The following is a 24,251-nucleotide window of genomic DNA, read 5'->3' on the forward strand; positions in this document are numbered from 1 at the left end:
TTAGAAATTGAATTCAAAAAAAGGACTCTATCGAGTCCTTTTTTATGGTCGCTAACTTCGTACGATATTTAAGAAATGTAAATGACGCTCATACTGGTCAATAATATCCTGAATCAAATCTTCTTGAGTCCAGTCCATTACATCATAGTTTTGTCCGCCCTCTCTCAAAAACACCTCGGCTTGGAAATATTGCCCGTCTTCAGCTTCTGTACGTCCAATTAAAAAACTTGGGGGTACTGTTTCACGTGAAACAACTTTATAAATAAAATTAATTTCATGATGATGATCCACTCGAAGTTGCATACCATCTTCAACTTCACTAATCGATACCTCAAGGTGACGACGCTTAAACTCATGCTTAATATTTTCAAAAGCACTATAAACTTGCTTTTCAATATATTGCTTAACCTCTTCTTCACTATGTGGATAGTGCATGATTAGGCCTAAACGTTGCTGCCAGCTTCTCGGATTATGAATTGCACGTGGGGTAATTCGAGCTTCCTGAATTGCTTGCATTTTCGTGACATCAAGATGCAAAGCTTTTATTAATCCCCAGCTCATTAAAAGCATGACCACAGTAAATGGTAATGCACTCATAATGATTGAAGACTGCAATGCAGCAAGTCCACCTGCTAAAAGTAAAATAATAGCCAGCACTGCCATGAGTACTGTCCAAAACAAACGTTGCCATGTCGGTGAGTTATCAGTTTTTGCTGTTAAGTAATCAGTAACCAGCGCACCAGAGTCAGCCGAAGTCACAAAGAAAAGAATGACTAATATTGTTGCAATAACATTCATGACACCAGACCAAGGTAAGTGTCCTAAAAACTCAAATAATGCAACTGAAGAGTCTTGCTGAACAGCCTGAATGAGAGTGGTTTGATGTTCATGAATAATGCTAAATAACGCAGCATTTCCTAAAAAGCCCATCCAGATAATGGTAAAGCCTGTTGGAATAAGTAGAACGCCTACAATAAACTCTCGAATGGTACGACCACGTGAAACCCTCGCGATAAACATGCCCACAAATGGTGACCATGAAATCCACCAAGCCCAATATAAAATAGTCCATCCTCCAATCCATCCATTTGGCTGATAAGCATATAAATTGAATGTCATGGTAAATAGGTTAGAAATATACTGACCCGTGTTTTGAATAGTCGTTTGCAGTAAATAAATACTAGGCCCGGCGATAAAAACAAATACTAATAAGATTAAGGCTAAAACTAAGTTTAGCTCTGATAAACGTTTGACTCCTTTATCAAGTCCTAAGAACACAGATAATGAAGCTAAAATACTCACAAAAATAATGAGTAAAACTTGAATATGAGTACTTTGCTCTATACCGAGTAAATAATGTAAACCAGAGTTAATTTGAGTAACACCAAAACCCAGAGAAGTCGCTACACCAAATACGGTACCAATGGTGGCAAAGATATCAATGCTGTCACCCCAAGGCCCATAAATCTTTTTACCAATGAGTGGATAAAGAGCAGAACGTGTCTTTAGGGGTAAATTATGACGATAAGCAAAATATGCTAATGCTAAACCAACCACTGCATAAATTGCCCATGCATGTAAGCCCCAGTGGAAAAAAGTCACACGTAAGGCTTGCTGGGCTGCATCAATGGTCTGTGCATCTCCACTTGGTGGATTGACATAATGCATGACAGGTTCAGCAACACCGAAAAACATTAAGCCAATACCCATACCCGCAGTAAACAGCATGGCAAACCATGAACCGTTACCATATTCAGGCTGGCTATGGTCAGGCCCTAATTTAATTCGTCCAATCGAAGAACAGGCAATATAAATGAGCAGAATAAGAAAGAAAGCAACCGATAAAACATAAAACCAGCTAAATGAATCAGTGATCCACTGTTTTAAATGCTGCGTTAGAAGTTCAAAAGAACTCGGAGCAATCACAACTACTGCTAAGAACAAAGCAATAATGATGACCGTACCCAAAAAGACATTGGGATTAACATTTGCGAACCAACTCGTTTGTTTGGAAGGCATAAATCCTCCATGTTATTTTTAATGAAAATGACAGGCATAAAGCCAATAAAGACATTCAGAAATGAATAAAGCTATATCTTTCAATAGAGAAAGCTGATGATACTTTAAATAAACTTAAAGAATATTGCAGTTACAAAGGTGTAAATAAATTGAAACACCTCCTTCTTTATTTATCAGAATTCTTTTTGGGTGCTTGTGAGATGTACTGTAATGCAATTAAACGCGTAACAATAAGTGCTAGATACATCACCCCACAAAACATTTGTAGCATTGCTAAAACACGTGCTGGTGGACTAAGAGGCATGAGGTCGGACAGCCCTGTTGCTGACTGCAAACTAAAGCTTAAAAACAGTAAATCTAGCCAAGTTTGTATGTGATGGACATGGTTTGGATTTTGGAAGCTATTAGGAATGAGTAGCTGACAAATGTTGTATAAAAACGCAAAACCCCAAGCAATTAAGGTAAAAACAGCCGCGGCTGCAAACAGTTCATCTCGTGTTAAATATCGGTCGGCAAACATATAACGAAATAAACCATAAGCTGCCGAAAAATAAGCTAACGCTTCACAAGTATGGGCAAAAATTTGGATCGTTAAATTGCCATAGCCTAATAAAATAAATGCTGAAGATAGAATTGCTCCACTTACAAATGTGAGACCTAAAAAAGTAAACATCGGAGTTTGACGAATAACCTTAGCAATAATAAGTAAAGCGAGAACTCCCAACGCCCAAGTGAAGGTTCTATATGCCTCATTATCAAAAGTCAGCATGGCCAAAATAAGTAAAATGAATTGCACAAACAGCAACCATGCCGAAGGCAGCAATCGAAAGCTTGCCCAGAACTCGATAATAGATCGCATTTAATTATTTTCCGTTTTTTCGTTATGTTTTGAATTATAGAAAATCATACTGTACAAAAAATAGGATAAACAAGTTGTTCTTTATTAAGGAGCTTCTTATTAATAATTATATGGGAGAAACAAAAAAAGCCCCGCAGGGCTTTTTATGAAATATTTAATACGTTTTGATTTTAGTGATCTGATGCACCAGAAGCACCAATACCTGTCATTGAACGTACATATTGTGCATCGAAAGCAGCGCGTTCTTTTTTCGCACGTGCTGAGTTATCAGTCACGGAGAAGAACCAGCAGCAAAGGAATGACAATGGCATAGCAAATAACGCAGGACCGTTGAATGGGTTAATTGGTGTATCAGAGATTTTTAACGTATCTACCCAAACTGCTTTAGAAAGAATGATTAGTACAACTGCGGTTACCAAACCAACCACTCCACCGATAACTGCTCCACGAGTGGTTAAACCTTTCCAGAACATTGAAAGAACAAGTACCGGGAAGTTTGCACAACACGCTACAGAGAATGCTAAGCCCACCATGAACGCTACGTTTTGCTTTTCAAACAAGATACCCAAAATCATGGCAAAGATTGCTAAACCAAGTGTTGCAATTTTTGACATACGGAGTTCTGAAGCTGGAGTCGTTTGACCTTTCTTAAATACGTTAGCGTATAAGTCGTGAGAAATTGCAGATGCACCTGAAAGTGTTAAACCAGCAACAACAGCAAGAATCGTTGCAAACGCTACCGCTGAAATGAAGCCCATAAATAAGTCACCGCCTAAAGCGTCACTTAAATGCACGGCTGCCATGTTGTTACCACCAACAAGCTCAAGCTTGCCTGTCATAGCCATTTTTGCAACATCAAGGAACTGTGGGTTGTTTGATACGAACAGGATCGCACCAAAACCAATAATGAAAGTTAAAAGATAGAAGTAACCAATGAAACCTGTTGCAACTACAACCGACTTACGCGCTTCTTTTGCATCTTTCACGGTGAAGAAACGCATAAGAATGTGTGGAAGACCTGCTGTACCAAACATGAGTGCTAAACCAAGAGATAAGGCATCAATTGGGTTTGCTGCAAGTTTACCCGGACCCATAATTTTAGAAGCGTCTTCAAAGCTGATGCTATGAACTTTACTAAAGACTTCAATTGATTGGGTAAACATATTGCTGAAACTAAATCCAACTGCTTTCATAACCATAAAGGCCATGAAGGTCGCACCGCTCAGTAACATCACTGCTTTAATGATTTGTACCCATGTGGTTGCCAACATGCCACCAAAAATTACGTATGCCATCATTAATAGACCAACGATGACAACCGCAATGTTGTAGTTCAAACCAAATAGCAATTTGATGAGCTGACCTGCACCTACCATTTGCGCAATTAAGTAAAACGCGACCACAACAAGTGAACTCAAAGCAGCTAAAGTACGAACTGGTTTTTCTTCAAGGCGGAATGACACGACATCGGAAAGGTTATATTTACCGAGGTTACGTAAGCGCTCTGCTACCAAGAATAAAACGATTGGCCAACCGACCATAAATCCGAGTGAATAAAGCAAGCCATCAAAACCAGAGCTAAACACCATTGCGGAAATACCAAGGAATGACGCCGCTGACATATAGTCACCTGCGATCGCCAAACCATTTTGGAAACCACTAATTCCCCCACCCGCAGTATAGAAGTCTTGTGCTGATTGAGTTTGTTTTGCCGCCCATTTAGTAATGAACAATGTAAAACCAACAAAGATGACAAACATGATAATGGCATGCCAGTTGGTTGCTTGCTGCTCAGCTTCACCTAAATCTGGGCCAGCCATAGCAACACTTGAATATAGCGATGCTGCACCCATTAGGGCTTTCGCTTTTAATGAATTCCATTTCATATTAGTGTAGTCCTTTCTCGTGCGTGATGGCTTCAACTTCCTTCAACGCTTCTTCACTCAATTGGTCAAGGGTATTATTTGCGATATAGGAATAGACACCACAGAGTAGGAAAGATAAAACAATAATTCCTAAACCAAGCGGGATACCCCATGTCGTTACACCACCACTAAAGGAACTCATCAAAAATTCTTTGTTGTAGCCCACAAGTAGCATAAAGCCCACATATAGCACTAACATGATGATTGTGAGCGTCCAGCTTAATGCACTTTTTTTCTTGACCATTTTTTGAAACTTTGGATTGCGTAGAATCTGTTCTACTTGGCTTTGATCCATGACCAAACTCCTTACATAGTGCCCAACCTTGGTCACTTTTTTTAATGTATTTTTTCATTATTAAAGTTAGCAAGATTCAGGCTCCGTCGTAACTTAGACTTTGGTCGTTAAAATTTAATCAATTTATAGCTTTGTTTCGGCTTGGGTTATGATAGGCATAAGGTTTCACTTATGTAGGTCATATGAACAGCTGGCTGATTATTGGGGTTCTCACTCTTTATATTGCGCTTTTATTTGTCTGTGCTTTTTTTGGTGAGAAGCATGCCAGTCGTCTCGGCACACGTGGCCGCATGTTTTTATTTAGTTTAACTTTAGGTGTCTACTGCTCTTCATGGACATTTTATGGCGCAACTGGCGCTGCCGTTCGAGAAGGCGTTATCTTCCTACCTATTTATTTAGGGCCACTTTTATTTGTCTGGTTTGGTTATGACATCTGGCGGCGTTTAGGGCGAGTTCGTCAGCACCATGCGATTTCTTCGATCGCTGACTTTGTCGCAGCACGCTATGGTAAAAGTGGTGTGCTGGCCTCATTAGTGACTATTCTTGCCGTTATCGCGATTATTCCTTACCTCGCATTACAGCTACGTGCTATTGCTTTAAGTACTTCTGTCATTATGGAGCAAAACTCGCACATTCATACCACTACCAATAGCGTGTTATTACTAACCAGTGTACTCGCAATTTTGGCCATGATTTTTGGTACACGGCAAATTGCAAACACGGAACAACATGGCGGCCTTATGCTTGCTGTTGCATTTGAGTCGTTCGTGAAGTTATTTGCCTTATTGTGTGTGGCTTTATTTTTTATTTTTGAATCACCAGCTAACCTGAGCCAAATGACCTCTGATGTGAATCAGACTTTTCAGGAAGTACAGCTCTTTGGTGTCCCTGAAACTTTCTGGATTCAAACTTTGCTGGCAGGCTTAGCGATTATTTGTTTACCACGTCAGTTCCACGTGGCAGTGGTTGAACTACGCGATGAAAAGCATATTCGTGGTGCTCGTAAGTGGTTCGCGGTTTATCTCATTTTGACTATTCTTGCGATTATCCCAATCGCAAGTTGGGCTTTGCATGCTGCACCCAAATTCCTGACCGTACCCGATGTGGCTGTGCTGTCCTTACCTTTAAGTTATAACCAAGAGTGGCTCGCTTTATTGGCCTTTTTGGGCGGCTTTTCAGCCTCGACAGGTATGTTATTGGTGTCATCAGTTGCATTGTCTATCATGCTCAGTAACGATTTGATTATGCCTGCCTTATGGCGTTTTAAATTGCTGTCGCGTCACGACAAACATTTACCTAAAGTTCTAAAGTTCAGCCGTCGTATTAGTATTGTCGCAGTAATGCTACTCGGCTTCTTATTTTTCCATTTCTTTAATGATATTAACCAGCTTTCAGTATTTGGATTATTGGCGTTTAGTGCTGTAGCTCAGTTTGCACCTGCACTGATTGGTGGGCTGTATTGGCGAGGTGGAAGTCGTCAAGGAGTTTATGCAGGGCTCATCGTTGGATTTTTAATGTGGAGTTACACCTTACTCTTTCCAACCATTTTACGTAGCTTACCAGAAGCCTATCAGGAAACTGCACAAAGTATTTTGCTCTTCGGCCCATTTGGCATAAATGCTTTACGTCCAGAGTCACTTTTTGGTTTTGAGTCATTTGCTCCTTTAACTCATGGCGTGATTTGGTCGCTCGGTTTAAATATTCTGTTATACATCTGGATTTCAAAAATTTATCGACCAAGTGTGGCAGAACAAATTCAGGCAGAAAGCTTTTTTTATTATGAAACCAAGCCTTTACCTTCACCGCATACCTCTACCGATTTAACTTACCTTCCACATGACGCAGCTCGCTTAAAAGTGGGTGATCTATTTGCCTTAGCCAAAAGAATTACAGGTGAGCAGCCAACCACACAAGCATTCGAGAACTTTTGTGAGCAAAACCATCTCACACTCAATCCAAATACGATTGCGAATGGCATGTGGTGGCGTTTTACCGAGCAATATCTAGCAGGTATTATCGGTGCAGCTTCTGCGCGTACCTTACTGACCACAGCAATGATCAATAACGGCCTCGCTTTAGGCCAAGTCGCTAATATTTTAGACCAAGCCTCACAATGGCAACGTTTTAATCAAAATCTGCTTATGACCATGATTGATCACATGACCCAAGGGGTAAGTGTGGTCGATAAAAATATGTGTCTGGTCGCATGGAACAATCAATATTTAAAACTATTTGGCTATCCAAAAGATTTAGTCTATGTGGGCTGTCCTATTGCCGACCTGATTCGCTATAACGCTGAACGTGGCGAATGTGGTCCCGGTTCAGTCGAAGAACATGTGCGCAAACGTCTTCACTGGATGAAAGTCGGCAGCGCGCATGAGTTTGAACGTATCCGTAAAGATGGCCGCGTAATTCAAATGCGAGGTAACCCAATTTCAGGCGGTGGCTTTGTCACCACATTTGCCGATATTACCGCTTTCCGTGCGAACGAAGCAGTCCTTGAAGCTCGCGTAAAAGATCGAACTCAACAGCTTGCTGATGCTTTATCTGAGCAACAACTTGCACGTGAGCAAGCCGATATGGCCAATATGTCCAAGAGTCGATTTATTGCTGCGGCAAGCCACGATCTTTTACAACCCATGCACGCTGCTCGTCTGTTTAGTACTGTTCTTGAGCAAAGTATTTCGACAGAAGAAGACCGCCAAACCTTACAACAACTTGACCGAGCACTCTATGGTGCCGAAAGTATGCTGTCTGCCCTGCTCGATATTGCTCGTTTAGAAGGTGGCAGTATCCAGCCAAAAAGACAGCCTTATCCTTTGCATGATTTACTCAGTGACCTTGAGTTACAGTTTAAATCGATCGCTGCACAGCGAAACATTTCACTGAAAGTTCATGATGTATCGTTCTGGATTGATACCGACCCACAGTGGATTCGTCGTATTATTCAAAACTTTGTCAGCAATGCCTTACGCTACACCGCCAAAGGCCGAGTAGTCGTAGGTGTGCTCCGTTCTGCACAGCAGCCGAATCATATTCGAATTGGCGTTTGGGATACTGGACCTGGTATTGCCGAAGAACAACGAGTTAAGCTGTTCCAAGAATTTGAACGTTGTGGGCATTTATCACCTTGGGGTGAACAAGGCTTAGGACTAGGGCTTGCGATCGTACAACGTATGACTGGCTTGCTCAATTACCCAGTTCACGTTTACTCAGAGTTGGGCAAAGGCTCATGCTTTATGATTGAGGTACCTATTGTCGAGCCACCAAAAGTTACAACACCAACTGTACAAGCTGTGCCTTTAAAAACCAAAGCGTACCGTATTTTGTGCTTAGACAATGACGAAACGATTTTAGAGGGTATGAGTAGTTTATTAGGGCGATGGGGTTATCAGGTATTCAAAGCTACTGAACCTGAACAGGCTTTAGACATTATTCAAAAAGAGAATATTCAGGTTTGGCTCATCGACCAACACTTAAATAACAATCAACTTGGTGTTGATTTTATTAATCAAAATCGTCAACACGATGTTCCAGTTGCTTTAATTACTGCTGACTCCCATCCTGAGTTACCACAGCAACTCAAAGAGCTGAATATTGTTTTACTTAAAAAACCCCTTAAACCTGCCTCATTAAGAGCTTGGTTATCTGGGCTTAAAATTGCCAACACAGCTGACTAATTATTTTCATCTCTCAAGCTTTTTATAGGTTTGGGAGATATTTTTTGGCAAAAATTATGTGGTTAATTTAAGCAAATAGGCAGAACTGCTCAAAAAGTCTTCTTTTAGGCCATGAATGATTGACCAAAGTTTCCAATGCTTACTTTCCTATGGCAAAGCTCACCTTTTTTGTAAGTGAACACGTGTACACCTAGTTACAATTTAATAAACCAATGTTTTTTAAAAATATTATTTACTTAAAAACACCATATAAGACTTTAGTCGTATTCTACTTGCATTCTTCATGGCACATAAATATTCCAAACGTATTTTATATTTGAACTTACTTCTGCCTATAGCCAGCTCTTGAATTAAAGCAAAGGACAACTGCCATGAATATTTCTGATAACAACCCGCAAGGGCAACTTTCATCTCAACAGTTTTATCGTCAATATAGTGCTAATGCCTTACTTCCAGAATTAGATTGGCAAAGTATTTTTCCTCATAGCAAGCTTAGCGAATCGCATATCAAAGCACTTAATACAATTTATCAGTGTGCTGTACCACTCGCGCTTAATGTATTTCATGATCTAAATTTTGATGTATTTGCACCTGCTGCTTATCATCCTCAAGGTTTAGGTTTATTTGATAAGTTAGCTCAACAGGAAGAAAATTTTCTAAAAGTTCTTAGTGCTGAAAGTGAAAATCTTGACCATGACACACGTCATCAAATCTGGAGTATGCTTCTACGTGGTGGCGCTGTTTTAGTTTTCAAAGCTTGGCTAGGTCATGTCAAACTTGGCGAAAACCAGTTAGATATGACTCAGTTTGATGAGCTTTCTGACTTACTGTTTATTAAAACACCTCCTCATCAACTTGCTGAACGTCTGCATGTTGATGAAAAAGCAAAACTCGACCATATCTTCTTAATGTATGGCAATGACATTTTCCTTGATCGATTCAACAGTCTGGAAACAGCTGCTCTGTTTGTTGATTTAGGTGTTTATGATGCAGCTTTCTTAAGCTTGCGTGATGACCGTGTAGCTGAATATTTAAAAAGTAAAGGCTATGTGACCCAAGAACAGATCGATGATTTGCAATGTGCTCTTAACCCACTGTACTGCGACAGCCTCACACCTAAGCAAGATTGCCTTGCCTAAGTGGAACATAAAAAAGACCTCAATTGAGGTCTTTTTTTATTTTTTAAATTTTCTTATCTTCAATATTTAATGCGCTAATTGCTAATACAGCTTGGGTACGATTTTGTACACCTAATTTTCTAAAAATAGCGGTTACATGCGCTTTAATGGTTGCTTCTGAAACATCGAGTTCATAGGCAATCTGTTTATTTAGCAAACCTTCAGCAACCATCATTAAAACACGGAACTGCTGAGGCGTTAAAGACTGAATACGTTCCGCTAAAGCAGTTTCATCTGCCGCTCTCGGATCAAGATTAAGATTTGACGGTAGGTTTGGTGGTAACCAAATTTCGCCATCTAAAACTTGACGAATCGCTTCACCAATATGACTTGGATGAGCCGATTTAGGAATATAACCCATCGCGCCATGCGCAATTGCACGCTGAATTATTGAAGTTTCTTCATGCGCAGAAACGACAATAATTGGAATAGCAGGATACTGAGCTCTTACATAAACGAGAGCGGAGAAACCTGAAGCACCCGGTAAATTTAAATCGAGTAACACTAGGTCAGGTTCTGCCCCATTTTCCAAACGCTCATAAAACTCATCAACCGAAGCTGTTTCATGAATTTGTGCCTGTGGCAGGCTATAACGTACTGCTTGAATTAAAGCATGACGAAACAAAGGATGATCATCAACGATTAAAATATTCATAAGCGATTAAAGTAATCTTGAGCATAAGTATGGCCTATTGTAACCCTACTATTTAGATGAAAGATACGTTCATCGTATCCATTTTTATGCAAAATATTGATAAATGCATAACTTAGACAAAATTTTGAGATGTTTTTTTAACTTTTAATAAAAATTAATCTGTTTTTTATATAAGCTTCTTTTTTATTATAAAAAATATATCATCTATAATTATATAAAATAAAAACAGTAGCTTAATAGAAAACCAAACTATAAAAATCCATGATTAATCTTTTATATTTAAAACTGATAAGGTTGACCAATTTCGTTATTTTACAGTTTATCGTTGATGTTGATTAATAAGTCCAATGTTCTTTTTTAGGCTTAGGACCAAATTATGACTGGTATCACATCACCAAAACCTTTAAATATTGTTGCCGTTTCTGGTGGCTTAAATACCCCATCTAAAACCGAAAGTCTGGTTCAAGCCATTCTTGATGAATTATCAGAAGCAATCGATGTTAAAGTTCATTTTATTAAATTAAGCGAAATTGGGCCATTACTTGGTGGTGCATTTTATCGCAATCAACTTCCGCAGCGTGTACAAGATGATCTTGCAGCAGTTGAAGCGGCAGATGCGTTAATTGTAGGTACTCCTGTTTACCGTGCTTCTTTTACAGGTCTTTTCAAGCACTTTTTCGATTTTGTTGAACAAACTGCGTTGGTTGACGTGCCTGTACTTTTAGCAGCATCAGGTGGTAGTGATCGCCATGCCTTGGTACTCGAACATCAACTTCGTCCATTGTTTAGTTTCTTCCAAGCACAAACTTTACCGATTGGTGTTTATGCGACAGATCGTGACTTTACTCCTGAATATACAGTGAAAAGCGAGCAATTATCTGACCGTATCACGCTAGCAGTAGCACGTGCATTGCCAATTTTAGAATGGGCGCCAGCAAAAGGTAAACGTGCTGAAGTTATCAAATCTAAATCTCAGCAAGCAAATCAAGAGCTTGGTATTAATAAGCAAATTGAGCAAGAAGAAGTATTACCTTCAGCAGCTGTACCAAATCTTGATGCAGCAGAGTCTCGTTTGCATCACAAGTCTGGTAAATCATTAACGCATGTTGCCTAAGCGCAATATCGCTAAATAAAAATAACGAATGGGAGAGCGCACCATGACGCAATTACAACAACCGATTAAATTTGCTTATTGGGTACCGAATGTAAGCGGTGGCCTTGTTGTGAGCAACATCGAACAGCGTACAGACTGGAGTTATGACTACAATGTTCGACTTGCTCAGGCAGCCGAAAACAATGGTTTTGAATATGCGCTCACTCAAATTCGTTTTACGGCGGGCTATGGGGCAGAAAACCAGCATGAATCCGTGAGTTTCAGTCATGCATTACTGGCAAAAACTGAAAAGCTTAAGGTGATTGCGGCTATTCTGCCCGGCCCTTGGAAACCGGCACTGGCAGCTAAACAGCTCGCTACAATTGATTATTTAACTGAAGGCCGTATTGCGATTAATGTTGTAAGTGGCTGGTTCAGAGGCGAGTTTGATGCGATTGGTGAGGAATGGCCAGAGCATGACGAGCGCTATGTCCGCTCTGAAGAGTTTATTCGTACGCTAAAAGGAATCTGGACCACCGATAACTATAGTTTCGATGGTAAATACTACCAGTTCCAAAACTACACACTTAAACCAAAACCTCTGCAAAAGCCTCATATTGAAGTGTTTCAAGGAGGTAGTTCACGGGCTGCACGTGACATGGCTTCACGCGTATCTGACTGGTATTTCACTAACGGCAATACTGTCGAAGAAATTCAAAAACAAGTAGAAGATATTCGTATCAAAGCAAAAGCCAATAACCATCAGGTCAAAATTGGTGTGAACGCTTTCATTATTGCTAGAGATACCGAAGAAGAAGCAAAAGCGGTACTTCAAGAAATTATTGATAAAGCCAATACTGAAGCCGTAAATGCTTTTGGCGATGCAACTCGTGAAGCAGGTGCAGCTTCTCCAGAGCAACAAGGTAACTGGGCAAAATCAACTTTTGAAGATTTAGTGCAATATAACGACGGTTTCAAAACCAATTTGATTGGTACACCTCAGCAAATTGCAGAGCGTATTGTGGCGCTTAAAAATGTAGGTGTTGATCTAATTCTTTCCGGATTCCTACACTTTATTGAAGAGGTGGAATATTTCGGAGAAAAAGTTCTACCGCTCGTTCGTGAGTTAGAACTTCAACAGGAAAAGGAGGTAGAAATCCAAGCGAAATCAGCCTAAAAAACTCCAGTTAAAAACAGCGCAAGATAATAAAAACAACAAACTAAAATAAAGATTTATTGGCTCCAAGACTCGGCTTGGAGCTTTTATTTTTTAAGGTTTCTCAACTTCTCGAATCACCGTTTCAACTGAATAGCGACACCATTTCGAAAGTACCTCAATAAATTCATTTAATGCTGCAGATTCAAAATGACTGACAATCATGTAGCAAGCATTGCCCATGACTTTAAAGCATTCATCGATTTGCTCATATTGCTTCACTAAATTTTCAATTTCTTCAAAAGCGCGTTGTTCATTTAAATGCAAATGAATAAATTGTTTATGCGAATATTGAACAGCAATGGTGTAATTTTTGATAACCCCTGCATCCATTAATTGAGCAATTCGAGTACCCACAGCCTGCCCCGTCCGGTGAACTCGCTGCCCGATTTCTTTATTGGTTAAGCGGGAATCTTGCTTGAGTAATGCAAGAATTTTTAGATCAATCGGGTCTAATTCAATATTCATTTTTCATGGCGAAAGAAAACTGGCGTTAATGCTTTCATAGGACTATAGCCGATTTTGCCAGTAGAGAATAACCTTGTTTTATCTTATACAAACAAGAGTGTTCTCATGAAACAAGCACTATTAGTTATCGATGTTCAAAATGATTATTTTAAAAATGGCAAAATGGAATTGGTTGGACCAGATCAAGCGCTCGATAAAATAAAGCAGCTTGAACAATATTTTAACGAGAAAAATTTACCGATTATTTATGTGCAACATATTAACCCGCCACAAGCCAGCTTCTTTCAAGAAAATACAGATGGGGTTTTACTTCATCCTGAACTTAGTGCTGGCAGTGATTCATTAATCGTGACAAAGCATTATCCAAATAGTTTTTTAGAAACTAATTTAGAAGAACTTTTAAAAGCGCACCAAATTGATCAACTCGTGATTACAGGCATGATGACACATATGTGTATTGATTCAGGGACACGTGCAGCCAAAGAGCTTGGCTATCAACCTATCTTAATTGCAGATGCCACCGCAACACGTGATTTAAGCTATGCTGGAAAGACCGTAAAAGCTGAAGACGTGCAAATAGCTTTTTTAACTGCGCTTAGTACATTTGCAAATGTACAAAATACGACTGACTTTCTAGCAAGCTCTTAATGGTGCTTAATAAAAAAGCCCCCTTAGGGGCTTTTTTAGAGATTATTTTTGTCTATCGGGATAAACCGTTGCAATTAACTGCTCTACTACAGCAGGTTCAGCTAAGGTTGAAGTATCACCTAAACTATCCAGCTCATTTGCCGCAATCTTTCTTAAAATACGGCGCATGATTTTACCAGAACGCGTTTTCGGTAATGCTGGCGCCCAGTGCAGGGCATCTGGCGAAGCTACTGGCCCGAGTACTTTACGTACCCAGTTAATTAACTCTTTACGCAGTTCTTCCGACTCTGGAACACCCGCTTGTAAGGTCACGAAAGTACAAATACCCTGACCTTTAATATCATGTGGCATACCCACTACGGCTGCTTCTGCTACTGACTCATGCGAAACAAGAGCACTTTCAATTTCAGCCGTACCTAAACGGTGACCTGAAACGTTTAAGACATCGTCAACACGACCTGTAATCCAGTAATAACCATCTTCATCACGGCGAGCACCATCACCTGTAAAATAAGTATTTTTAAAGGTTGAGAAATACGCCTCGATAAAGCGATCAGGGTCACCCCAAATGGTACGCATCTGACCCGGCCATGAATCTTTAATTACAAGGTTACCTTCAGCCGCGCCCTCTAGCTCATTACCTTCACCATCTACAATGGCTGGTTGAATACCAAATAACGGACGCGTTGCCGAACCCGGTTTTAATGCTGTTGCACCCGGTAATGGGGCAATCAAAATACCGCCTGTTTCGGTTTGCCACCATGTATCAACAATCGGACAGCGGCCTTCGCCAACAACGTTGTAGTACCAGTTCCAAGCTTCTGGGTTAATTGGCTCACCAACCGAACCAAGTAAACGCAAACTGCTACGATTACTCTCACGTACAAACGAATCACCCTCTCGCATCATGGCGCGAATCGCAGTTGGTGCTGTATATAAAATAGAAACTTTATGTTTATCGACCACATGACCAAGACGTGCCCATGTTGGATATTGAGGTACACCTTCGAACATTAAGGTCGTCGTACCATTTGCCAACGGCCCATAAATCAGATAACTATGCCCTGTAATCCAACCAATATCGGCTGTACACCAATACACATCGTCTTGTTTTAAATCGAAGACTTCTTTAAAAGTACTGGTTACATAAACCAGATAACCGCCTGTAGTATGCAACACCCCTTTCGGTTTACCTGTTGAGCCCGAGGTATAGAGAATAAATAAAGGGTCTTCTGCCTTCATTGGTTCTGGAGGACAGTTTGCATCTACCTCCATAATAATGAGGTGATACCACAAATCGCGGCCCGGCTTCATTTCAATCGGATTTGCATTGCGGTAAACCACAATTACGTTTTCAACGCACTCGGTACCCGGTAATGCTAAAGCTAAATCAACGTTTTCTTTAAGGGGTAATAGTTTTCCAGCACGTAGGCTTGAGTCTGCAGTAATTACTAGTTTAGCTTGGCTGTCTTCAATACGGCTTGCCAACGAGTCTGGCGAGAAGCCACCAAATACCACGCAGTGAACCGCGCCAATACGGGCACAGGCTAACATGGCAATTGCAGCCTCAGTCACCATTGGCATATACAGCACAACCCGGTCACCTTTACCAATGCCATATTTCTTCAAAACGTTGGCAAAGCGACAAACTTCATCGTGTAATTCTTTATAAGAAACGATTTTATGACGAGAAGGATGGTCACCTTCCCAAATAATGGCAGGTTTATGTGGATGTTCTTTAAGATGCCTGTCCAAGCAGTTTGCTGACACGTTCAACTCGCCATCGGCAAACCATTCAATCTTGAAATTGTCTTTGTCAAAACTGGTATTTTTAACTTGGGTAAATGGCTTTATCCAATCGACAATTTTAGCTTGCTCTGCCCAGAATTCATCTGGGTTCTCGATAGAGTGTTGATAACGTTTAAAGTAGTCTGCTTCAACAGTACGAGCTGTTTTTTTAAATTCCTCTGGTACCGGATAGATCTCATTCATACGCAACTTCCTTGATCTTGTGCATCCCATCTCGAGACTGTGGCTATTATTTTACTGGATCTTATTTGTATGCCTTTTCAGTATGATGACTCTCTCAAAGTCAAAACAATCCGACTTTGGTCATATATTAACCACTTACTCAAACATACGAAATTGTGAATATTTTTATAAAATTAAGTTGATTTAAAACATTTGTCTATAGGGTCTGTTCATACTTTATATATAAATTGCGTTGTAAGCTAAAATTTCACGAAACAAGGCATGAAATGCAGAAAATAGCACCCCTATTGTCAAATTTCATAACGCAGTTTTGGGTAATTTTAGCTACAACCCTTTGGGACAGAAATACTTTTTGATGCTGTGTCGTTAGACATTATTCATTTAGAATGACTAAATATTCATAATATCTGTCTAACATCATCTAAAAAGTATTCTCTGTCGCAATCATAGATAAAATATAAACAGACCCTCGTATTACTTTTATAATTTTTTGAAGATTTGATGGTTTTGACCATCAACAAAGATTATTTTACCTTTTAGACGCAGCACAGGAATAAAATAATATGTTTGCCGAAACGCCCTCTTCACGTCCACCACAACTTCCATTTAAAGATAGCCCTTTTTCAATTCATGGTCGCTTTAACCGCATGAGTTATTTGGGCGGTTATGGCCTAATTTATTTAGTCACTCTTATAGGTTATTTCATTTTGGCTTCATTTCTTGGAAGTTTTCAGCTTTCAAGTAATCTATTTAATTTTGAGTTTTACAGTTCTCTTTCTGGCGTAAGTGCTTTAGTGGTCTGGGCTTTTTGGCTATTTTTGATTTATTTAAATATTGTTCTGGTTGTTCGACGTTTGCACGATCTAAATAAGAGTGGCTGGATGGGATTACTATTGTTCATTCCCGTCATACAGTTCTTTTTCATGATCTATTTACTACTTGCTTCTGGTACAGCAGGTCCAAATCAATATGGTCCAGCTCGACCTTCAACATTTATAGAAAAACTGATGGCTTGGCTTATTTTATTCGCTATTTTAATTAGTCTCATTTCCACAGCAGGCTTTTTTTATTATTTCTCTGGGACCGATACCCTAGAAACACCAACACAAATCTTACAAAAAGGAACGCAATACTTTTAATTAAAAAACACTTTATTATTTAGTTGAACTCATTATAGTAGGCGCACATTTTATCTCCTACTATGATGGAAGCTGAAAAATAGCTTTCATGAATTTATTCAATCGAGACTTGCCGTGGCTGATGAACAAAAATCCTTAACGGATGTTGCAAAAAATACAGGCGAACTGTTGCAAGAAGCGGGTACTAAAACCACTCAAACGGTTTTAGCACATACCGAGAAATATCATGATGCATATACCACTATCGACAAAATTGTAGATAGTTTCTGGGAACGTGTACCTTATATCTGCATTGCGATTACCGTTTTTATTATTTTTTGGCTACTGACCAAATTATTTAAGTTCTTTGTTCGTAAGACTTTAGAAAATCGCTCTTATACTCGCCAAAATCTGGTACTTGTTTTAAACCGTGTCGGCAGTACAACAATTTTATTCTTTGGTTTCTTAATTGCTCTCGTCATTATGATTCCAGGGTTCACGCCGGGCCAACTCATGAGTGCATTGGGTATTGGTTCGGTCGCAATTGGTTTTGCATTTAAAGATATTTTCCAAAACCTGCTTTCAGGTATTTTGATTTTATTGAGCGAGCCATTCCGTATTGGCGATTCGATTGTAGTGAATTCACTTGAAGGGACTGTTGAAGATATTCAGATTCGTGCAACCTTCTTACGCTCACCAGACGGCCGTCGTATCGTTATTCCAAACGCAACTGTTTATACGAGTGCTTTAACGGTAAATACGGCTTACCAACAACGACGCTGTGAGTTCGTAGTCGGTATTGGCTATGACGACGATGAGCAAAAAGCGAAACAAATTATTTTAGATATTCTCAATAATGACCGAAATGTGCTGAGTCAGCCTGCTTTCTCGGTTAACGTAACAGCTCTAGCCGACTTCTCAGTTAACCTTACGGTACGCTGGTGGATTAATACCACTGAGACAGATATTTCATCATCTACAAGCACTATTCAAGCCGAAGTAAAACAAGCCTTCAATGCAAATGGCATTAATATTCCTTACCCAATTCAGGAATTAAAAATGGCTGCAAATCATTTACCATTGAATGCGGATAACTCAGCTAAATAAACGCCCTAGAATATAAGAAATAGACGTTTCTGTTCTTAAAATACGGTTGCCTAAGCTCACAGCTTGGCAGCCGTTTTTCGTGAGTAAATCAACTTCATAAGGAATAAAGCCACCTTCAGGACCCACAACGACACTACATGTATGGCCAATACCGTTCGGCATACTCTGCTCGGCATAAGGGTGAGCCACATAGGCAGGAGATTTTTCTGAAATGAGGATTGGCAAAACGTCTTCAACAAAAGGTTTAAAACGTTTATACATTTGAATTTGAGGAACGATGGTGTCACCTGCTTGTTCAAGTCCAAGCGTCACATAGTTATCTATTTGCTGTAAAAATGGGGTTTGCCAATAGCTTTTATCAACTCGATAACTATGAATTAGGCTTATTTTTTCAACACCTAAAGTCACACTATCCATGATTAAACGGCGTAAAACTTTAGGTCTTGGTAAAGCCACAATTAAATGAACTGGAAGTTTTGCCGGTACTGCTTCTTCACGAATAGGGCGTATACATACTTCTTGCTCATCAATCGAAACAATTTCTGTGACATAACGCGCGCCATTACGAATACCAACTTTCAGATTTTGGCCAACCGTAATATCAAGATGTTCACGTAAATGTTGTAATTGGCGCTTTGAATGAATCGACCAGATTTCTGACTGAGTATCTTCAGGTTCTAGTAAAACAATATTCATGGTTTTTCGGCCAAATACCTGTTAATCACCCCTATATGTTTTTGTAGCGAACCTTGATTACGCTGCAATACTTTATGCGCCTGTGTAACGAGCTGTTCAGTAGCTTCAGGTTCTGCAAGACAAGCTAGCCAGATATCAACGACCTGCTGTGCATCTTGAGCAATAAGTACCCCATTTTCATCAATGAACTCATCAACAATTGTTTGAAAGTTGAAATAACGAGGTCCTACCACTGTAGGTACATTTAAAACCATAGGTTCTAAAATATTATGTCCACCACCCGGCTCATTTAAAGAACCACCTACAAAGCACACCTGACTTAAGGCGTACCATAACCAAAGCTCACCCATGCTATCGGCCAAATAAACCTGCGTGCTGGCATGAATACTTTGCCCCATGCTTCTACGATGCGTAACTAAATTTAAATTTTGAGAAATTTCAAATACTTCATCGAAGCGTTCAGGATGACGAGGCACAACTATGCATACCAACTCACGATTGGAATTTAAATGAGGTGCAAGTGCCTCCAAAATTTGTTGTTCTTCGGGTGCATGTGTACTGGCAATCGTCACAACCTGACGGTTTTCCAAATACCACTGCTGATGCAATTGGGCAGCTTGTTTTATAAAAGCCTCGGGCGCATGAATATCAAACTTAATATTTCCAACGACCTGACTTTTATGCTCATCTAAACCAAGCTCGACATAACGCTGACGGGTTGCACTATCTTGTGCTAATACCCAGTCGATTTGCTTTAACATACCGGCAGTTAAACTTGAGACTTTACTATAGCCCTTTGCTGACTTTTCAGATAGGCGAGCATTAAGCAACAAACAAGGCACATGCTGCAATTTGGCTTGATCAATTAAATTGGGCCAAAGCTCAGTTTCAACTAATGCTAAAAGTCTCGGTTTGTATGATTCGAAGAATTGTTTTAAAAGCGGTTTTTGGTCTACAGGCAAATAGACTGCTTGAAATAAATCTAGATACGGTTCTTTTAAAAAAAGTGACTTGGCACGTGCCTGACCTGTTTTTGTAGTATTGGTCACTAAAACTGGCTGTCCAAGTTTGAGATAGTGCTCAATGAGTGGCTGTGCAGCATTGGTTTCCCCGACTGAAACAGCATGAAACCAGATGGCTTTTACATTCTTCGGATCTTCAAACGGCCCAAATCTTTCCAGACATTCCTGATGATATAATTCCAGACTTTCTGCACGTCTTTTTATTCGCCAGCGATAAAACGGTTTTAATAAATGGAGTGCTGTGTTGTACCAAAATGGGGTCGCCAAGCGGTTTGCCTCAAATAGTCGAAATTTAAAAACTGGGGAAAATATAACATAGATAAAAAAAATGGCAGAGTTTCGATACCTAAACTCTACCATATACAAGAAAAGTCATTGACTGAACTAACAAAAGAGCAAGTTCAGTAAAAAGAAAAACTTAATAATAGAATGAATTTATGAAGCTTCTAAAGCAGGATAGTCTGTATAACCTTCAGCGCCTTTAGCATATAAAGTCGCTGGTTGAAGTTCATTTAATGGTAGACCTTGCTCTAAACGTTGCAAAAGATCTGGGTTGGCAATATAAGCCTTACCAAAAGATACTGCATCTGCCTGACCTTCACGTAAAATACGTTTTGCCGACTCTGGTGTCAGATTTTCATTGGCAATCCACACACCATTAAATTTTTCACGTAATTGCGGACCAATACTATCGGCAGCTTCGTATTCGCGAGAGAAAATGAAAGCTACATTACGTTGACTCAATTGTTCAACCACATAACCGAATGTCGCTAACGGATTTTCATCCCCCATATCATGAGAGTCACCACGCGGTGCAATATGTACACCTACTCGGCCAGCACCCCACACTTCAATAAAGGCATCAACCACTTCTAATAACAAGCGAGCACGGTTTTCAACAGGACCACCATACTCATCATCACGTTGGTTAGTATTACTTTGAAGGAACTGGTCAATTAAATAACCATTTGCAGCGTGCAATTCAACACCGTCAAAACCTGCTGCTTTAGCCAGTTCTGCTGAATGTTTATATTGAGCTACAACTTCTTGAATTTCTTCAATTGAAAGTGCGCGTGGTTTTACGAATGGGCGTTTAGGGCGTAATAGACTCACTTCACCCGCAGGTTGAATCGCACTTGGTGCAACTGGAATATCACCATCTAAAAGTTCAGGGTCTGAAATACGGCCCACATGCCAAAGCTGGACTACAATTTTTGAACCTTGTGCATGAACTGCGTCAATAATCTTATTCCACGCTTGTGCCTGCTCTTGTGACCATAGTCCAGGGGTGTCTGCATAACCCACAGTTTTTGAACCAATCACTGTTGCTTCCGTGAGAATGAGACCAGCATTTGCACGTTGCTGATAATATTCCACCATTAAGTCGTTTGGAACACGGCTTTCGCCACTACGTGCACGTGTTAAGGGGGCCATTACCAGTCGATTTTTAATTTCAAAATCACCAACTGTTAAGGGAGTATTGAGTTCAGCCATGATCGCCTCGACTTACACTTTATTTGTTTTAAAGTGTTTGTTTTAAATGTTCGATATATTGCTGAATCAAAGCTTCGTTACGTGAAAAATAAGACCACTGCCCATATTTTTGGACCTGAATGAGACCGGCCTGCTGTAATACAGACAAATGATTGGACATTGTAGACTGAGCTACTTTACCCAAACGTTCAATATGACCTGCGCAAACCCCTTTTTCAAAACTACCACCACACTCTTCTACCGGTAAATAATGCGCAGGTTCTTTTAACCATTGCAGAATCTGCCGACGCAGAGGATTGGCTAGGGCTTTGCTAATTGCATCAATATCCATAGGCTCAACACGTCTTTTAAACGAACAAAGCTTTGTTCAGCATTTCGAAAACATAATATCGCATTTTTTCGATATTCATATCCATTTTTTTCGATATTCATATCGTATTTTTCCGATTAACTTCCGATCACTGAACTGCTTTGCCGTTTTAATCGCTAAAAATTTAAGAGTTTTAGAGAACTAAAAGTTCGAAAAACTCTTATAACCCCTGCTTTAAACTCGCTTCAATGAAACGATCAAGGTCACCGTCAAGAACTGCACCAGTATTTGAATTTTCAACACCTGTACGTAAGTCCTTAATACGAGAGTCATCAAGTACATAAGAACGAATTTGGCTACCCCAACCAATATCAGACTTCGAGTCTTCAAGTGCTTGAGCAGCTTCATTACGTTTTTGCATTTCTAGTTCATACAATTTTGCACGTAACTGTTTCCATGCATGATCACGGTTCGCATGTTGTGAACGCTGGTTTTGACACGCAACCACAATACCAGATGGAATGTGCGTCAAACGAACTGCTGAATCTGTTTTGTTAATGTGCTGACCACCTGCACCAGATGCACGGTAAGTATCAGTACGAACATCAGAAGGATTAATATCGATTTCGATATTGTCATCAACTTCCGGTGAGATAAACACCGCAGAGAATGAAGTATGACGGCGGTTACCACTGTCGAATGGTGACTTACGCACTAAACGGTGTACACCTGATTCTGTACGTAACCAGCCATATGCATATTCACCTTCAACACGAATCGTTGCAGATTTAATCCCTGCTACGTCACCGTCAGATACTTCCATAAGTTCTGCTTTAAAACCGTGACGCTCAATCCAGCGCATATACATACGTAATAACATTGAAGCCCAATCTTGTGCTTCTGTACCGCCTGAACCTGCTTGAATCTCGACATAGCAAGGATTTGGGTCCATTGGGTTGCTAAACATACGGCGGAATTCAAGTTTTGCTAATTCTTCTTCAGCAGCACCAAGCTCAGATTGGACATCTACCAACAAGCTTTCATCATCAGCTTCAACAGCTAAATCCAGCATTGCTTTGGCATCTTCAAGCTGTGTAGACAAGCCATCTAATACATTAATAACGTTTTCTAGTTCGCCCTTTTCTTTTGCCATTGCCTGAGCACGGTTTTGATCATTCCAGATCGCAGGATCTTCTAACTCACGTAAAACTTCTTCTAAACGCTCTTTTTTCAGATCGTAGTCAAAGATACCCCCGTAGTGTTTGGCTACGATCAGTTAAGTCTTTCAATTGGTTTAGATAAGGATTAATTTCCACGCGAGTGTTCCCATAAAAGCAGATAAACAGTCGAATATTTTATCATAGCTATGGTTATCTTCGAACCTGCTTTAATCTTTAACTCATATTTTCAATTTAAAAAGTTTTTATTTCTTTCAGAAGATTTTAAGCTTTATTCGTAACATCCCCATACAAAATTGGGTACTTTTCCAGCATTTTTGAGTTTCTACACAAAATATCCTCAATTTTAATAAAATAAAACATTATGTATTTATGCATTTAAATCAATTACTTAATTTAATTAAATTTACAAAAAAAGCACATGGTTACAGTACAGTTACTCGTGCAAGATTGACGCTAAATGATTTTGCTCTAGACTAAAAGTTGTAACAAAACATTTATAAAATCGTTTTTAGAGGGGAGAGATTCCATGAAAAAACTAGCAATTGCATCAGCTCTTTTATCTGCGCTTGCAGTAAGTGGCGCAGCAAACGCTTACCAAGCTGAAGTTGGTGGTTCTTACACTTATCTTGATCCAGATAACGGTAGCAGCGTAAGCAAATTTGGTGTTGATGGTACATATTATTTCAACCCTGTTCAAACACGTAATGCACCGCTTGCTGAAGCAGCATTCTTAAACCGTGCAAGCAACGTTAACGCACACGTTAACTATGGCGATAACAGCGGTACTAAAGATACTCAATACGGCGTAGGTGTTGAATACTATGTTCCTAATACTGACTTCTACCTTAGCGGTGATGTAGGCAGAAATGAACGTGAGATCGACAACACAAACTACGACCAGAAAGTTACAACTTATGCGGCTGAAGTAGGTTACTTACCAGCACCTGGTTTGTTACTTGCTTTAGGTGTTAAAGGTTATGACGAAAAAGATGGTAAAGACGGTGCAGATCCTACCGTTCGTGCAAAATACGTAACTCAAGTTGGTCAACATGACGTAAACCTTGAAGCTTACGGTGCGTTTGGTGACCTTGACGAATATAAAGTTCGTGGCGACTACTACATCGATAAAACTTTAAGTTTAGGTGTGGACTACTACAACAATGACTTAACTGATAAAGACGAATGGGGCATTAATGCTAAAAAGTTCTTGAATCAGCAAGTAAGTGTTGAAGGTCGTATTGGTTTCGGTGATAACGACAACACTTATGGTGTTCGTGCAGCATACCGCTTCTAAT

At 39.8% G+C, this 24,251-nt stretch carries 20 protein-coding genes; 8 read left to right on the top strand and 12 right to left on the bottom strand.

Annotated features, from left to right (window positions below):
- Positions 1-51: 51 nt before the first annotated feature.
- The 4 genes from ACLCEG_RS11025 to ACLCEG_RS11040 form a co-directional block, all read right to left on the bottom strand.
- Positions 52-2,019 (bottom strand): BCCT family transporter, encoded by a 1,968-nt coding sequence (locus ACLCEG_RS11025; RefSeq protein ID WP_410567509.1) that lies wholly within the window; start codon positions 2,017-2,019, stop codon positions 52-54.
- Between the two features lie 166 nt (positions 2,020-2,185).
- Positions 2,186-2,878 (bottom strand): ion channel, encoded by a 693-nt coding sequence (locus ACLCEG_RS11030; RefSeq protein WP_410567511.1) that lies wholly within the window; start codon positions 2,876-2,878, stop codon positions 2,186-2,188.
- A gap of 170 nt (positions 2,879-3,048) precedes the next feature.
- Entirely contained in the window at positions 3,049-4,764 is a 1,716-nt protein-coding gene (locus tag ACLCEG_RS11035; RefSeq protein ID WP_410567513.1) for a cation acetate symporter, read from the bottom strand.
- Between the two features lies 1 nt (position 4,765).
- Positions 4,766-5,098: a DUF485 domain-containing protein gene (locus ACLCEG_RS11040; RefSeq protein ID WP_000372818.1), complete on the bottom strand. Its 333-nt coding sequence runs from the start codon at positions 5,096-5,098 to the stop codon at positions 4,766-4,768.
- 182 nt (positions 5,099-5,280) lie between these two features.
- On the opposite strand from ACLCEG_RS11040, the gene ACLCEG_RS11045 reads away from it, so the two are divergent.
- Positions 5,281-8,778: a PAS-domain containing protein gene (locus tag ACLCEG_RS11045; protein ID WP_410567515.1), complete on the top strand. Its 3,498-nt coding sequence runs from the start codon at positions 5,281-5,283 to the stop codon at positions 8,776-8,778.
- Between the two features lie 371 nt (positions 8,779-9,149).
- Positions 9,150-9,917 (top strand): hypothetical protein, encoded by a 768-nt coding sequence (locus ACLCEG_RS11050; RefSeq protein ID WP_019458510.1) that lies wholly within the window; start codon positions 9,150-9,152, stop codon positions 9,915-9,917.
- 43 nt (positions 9,918-9,960) lie between these two features.
- Here ACLCEG_RS11050 and ACLCEG_RS11055 read toward each other — a convergent pair whose 3' ends face one another.
- A complete protein-coding gene (locus tag ACLCEG_RS11055; RefSeq protein WP_004704978.1) occupies positions 9,961-10,611 on the bottom strand; it encodes a response regulator in 651 nt (216 codons plus the stop codon).
- 376 nt (positions 10,612-10,987) lie between these two features.
- Between ACLCEG_RS11055 and msuE the strand changes: the two genes are divergently transcribed.
- Both msuE and sfnG read left to right on the top strand, forming a co-directional pair.
- Positions 10,988-11,725 (top strand): FMN reductase, encoded by a 738-nt coding sequence (gene msuE / locus ACLCEG_RS11060; protein WP_100192307.1) that lies wholly within the window; start codon positions 10,988-10,990, stop codon positions 11,723-11,725.
- Between the two features lie 43 nt (positions 11,726-11,768).
- A complete protein-coding gene (gene sfnG, locus ACLCEG_RS11065) occupies positions 11,769-12,881 on the top strand; it encodes a dimethylsulfone monooxygenase SfnG (RefSeq protein ID WP_410567517.1) in 1,113 nt (370 codons plus the stop codon).
- Between the two features lie 93 nt (positions 12,882-12,974).
- Here sfnG and ACLCEG_RS11070 read toward each other — a convergent pair whose 3' ends face one another.
- A complete protein-coding gene (locus ACLCEG_RS11070; RefSeq protein WP_410567519.1) occupies positions 12,975-13,388 on the bottom strand; it encodes an Lrp/AsnC family transcriptional regulator in 414 nt (137 codons plus the stop codon).
- A gap of 105 nt (positions 13,389-13,493) precedes the next feature.
- On the opposite strand from ACLCEG_RS11070, the gene ACLCEG_RS11075 reads away from it, so the two are divergent.
- Entirely contained in the window at positions 13,494-14,036 is a 543-nt protein-coding gene (locus ACLCEG_RS11075; protein ID WP_410567521.1) for a cysteine hydrolase family protein, read from the top strand.
- A gap of 42 nt (positions 14,037-14,078) precedes the next feature.
- Here ACLCEG_RS11075 and acs read toward each other — a convergent pair whose 3' ends face one another.
- Complete coding sequence (gene acs, locus ACLCEG_RS11080; protein ID WP_410567523.1) at positions 14,079-16,028, bottom strand: acetate--CoA ligase; 1,950 nt, start codon at positions 16,026-16,028, stop codon at positions 14,079-14,081.
- Positions 16,029-16,591: 563 nt separating this feature from the next.
- Here acs and ACLCEG_RS11085 point away from each other — a divergent pair.
- Together ACLCEG_RS11085 and ACLCEG_RS11090 are read left to right on the top strand one after the other, a co-directional pair.
- Positions 16,592-17,167, top strand: coding sequence for a DUF805 domain-containing protein (locus tag ACLCEG_RS11085; RefSeq protein WP_004704967.1), 576 nt, complete (start codon positions 16,592-16,594; stop codon positions 17,165-17,167).
- A gap of 114 nt (positions 17,168-17,281) precedes the next feature.
- A complete protein-coding gene (locus ACLCEG_RS11090) occupies positions 17,282-18,253 on the top strand; it encodes a mechanosensitive ion channel family protein (RefSeq protein WP_191012300.1) in 972 nt (323 codons plus the stop codon).
- Here ACLCEG_RS11090 and ACLCEG_RS11095 read toward each other — a convergent pair.
- The 5 genes from ACLCEG_RS11095 to prfB all read right to left on the bottom strand — a co-directional run bounded on the left by ACLCEG_RS11095 (position 18,242) and on the right by prfB (position 23,091).
- Entirely contained in the window at positions 18,242-18,949 is a 708-nt protein-coding gene (locus ACLCEG_RS11095; protein ID WP_410567525.1) for a 16S rRNA (uracil(1498)-N(3))-methyltransferase, read from the bottom strand. The genes ACLCEG_RS11090 and ACLCEG_RS11095 overlap by 12 nt on opposite strands.
- Positions 18,946-20,238: a 3-deoxy-D-manno-octulosonic acid transferase gene (locus ACLCEG_RS11100; protein WP_151682857.1), complete on the bottom strand. Its 1,293-nt coding sequence runs from the start codon at positions 20,236-20,238 to the stop codon at positions 18,946-18,948. The genes ACLCEG_RS11095 and ACLCEG_RS11100 overlap by 4 nt, the downstream gene beginning before the upstream one ends.
- 168 nt (positions 20,239-20,406) lie before the next feature.
- Positions 20,407-21,465 carry an alkene reductase gene (locus ACLCEG_RS11105; protein WP_410567527.1) on the bottom strand — a complete coding sequence of 353 codons (1,059 nt, stop codon included), beginning with the start codon at positions 21,463-21,465 and terminating at the stop codon, positions 20,407-20,409.
- Positions 21,466-21,493: 28 nt separating this feature from the next.
- A complete protein-coding gene (locus ACLCEG_RS11110; RefSeq protein ID WP_002053977.1) occupies positions 21,494-21,796 on the bottom strand; it encodes an ArsR/SmtB family transcription factor in 303 nt (100 codons plus the stop codon).
- A gap of 199 nt (positions 21,797-21,995) precedes the next feature.
- A protein-coding gene (gene prfB / locus ACLCEG_RS11115; RefSeq protein ID WP_099143691.1) for a peptide chain release factor 2 occupies positions 21,996-23,091 on the bottom strand; the annotation gives its coding sequence in 2 pieces (ribosomal slippage) (positions 21,996-23,018 and positions 23,020-23,091; 1,095 coding nt in all).
- A gap of 391 nt (positions 23,092-23,482) precedes the next feature.
- Here prfB and ACLCEG_RS11120 point away from each other — a divergent pair.
- Positions 23,483-24,250, top strand: a complete 768-nt coding sequence (locus ACLCEG_RS11120; RefSeq protein ID WP_004704957.1) for a putative porin — start codon at positions 23,483-23,485, stop codon at positions 24,248-24,250.
- Position 24,251: the final 1 nt, after the last annotated feature.

Origin of the sequence: Acinetobacter sp. H1(2024) (assembly GCF_046557555.1) — a bacterium.
GTDB lineage: Bacteria > Pseudomonadota > Gammaproteobacteria > Pseudomonadales > Moraxellaceae > Acinetobacter > Acinetobacter seifertii.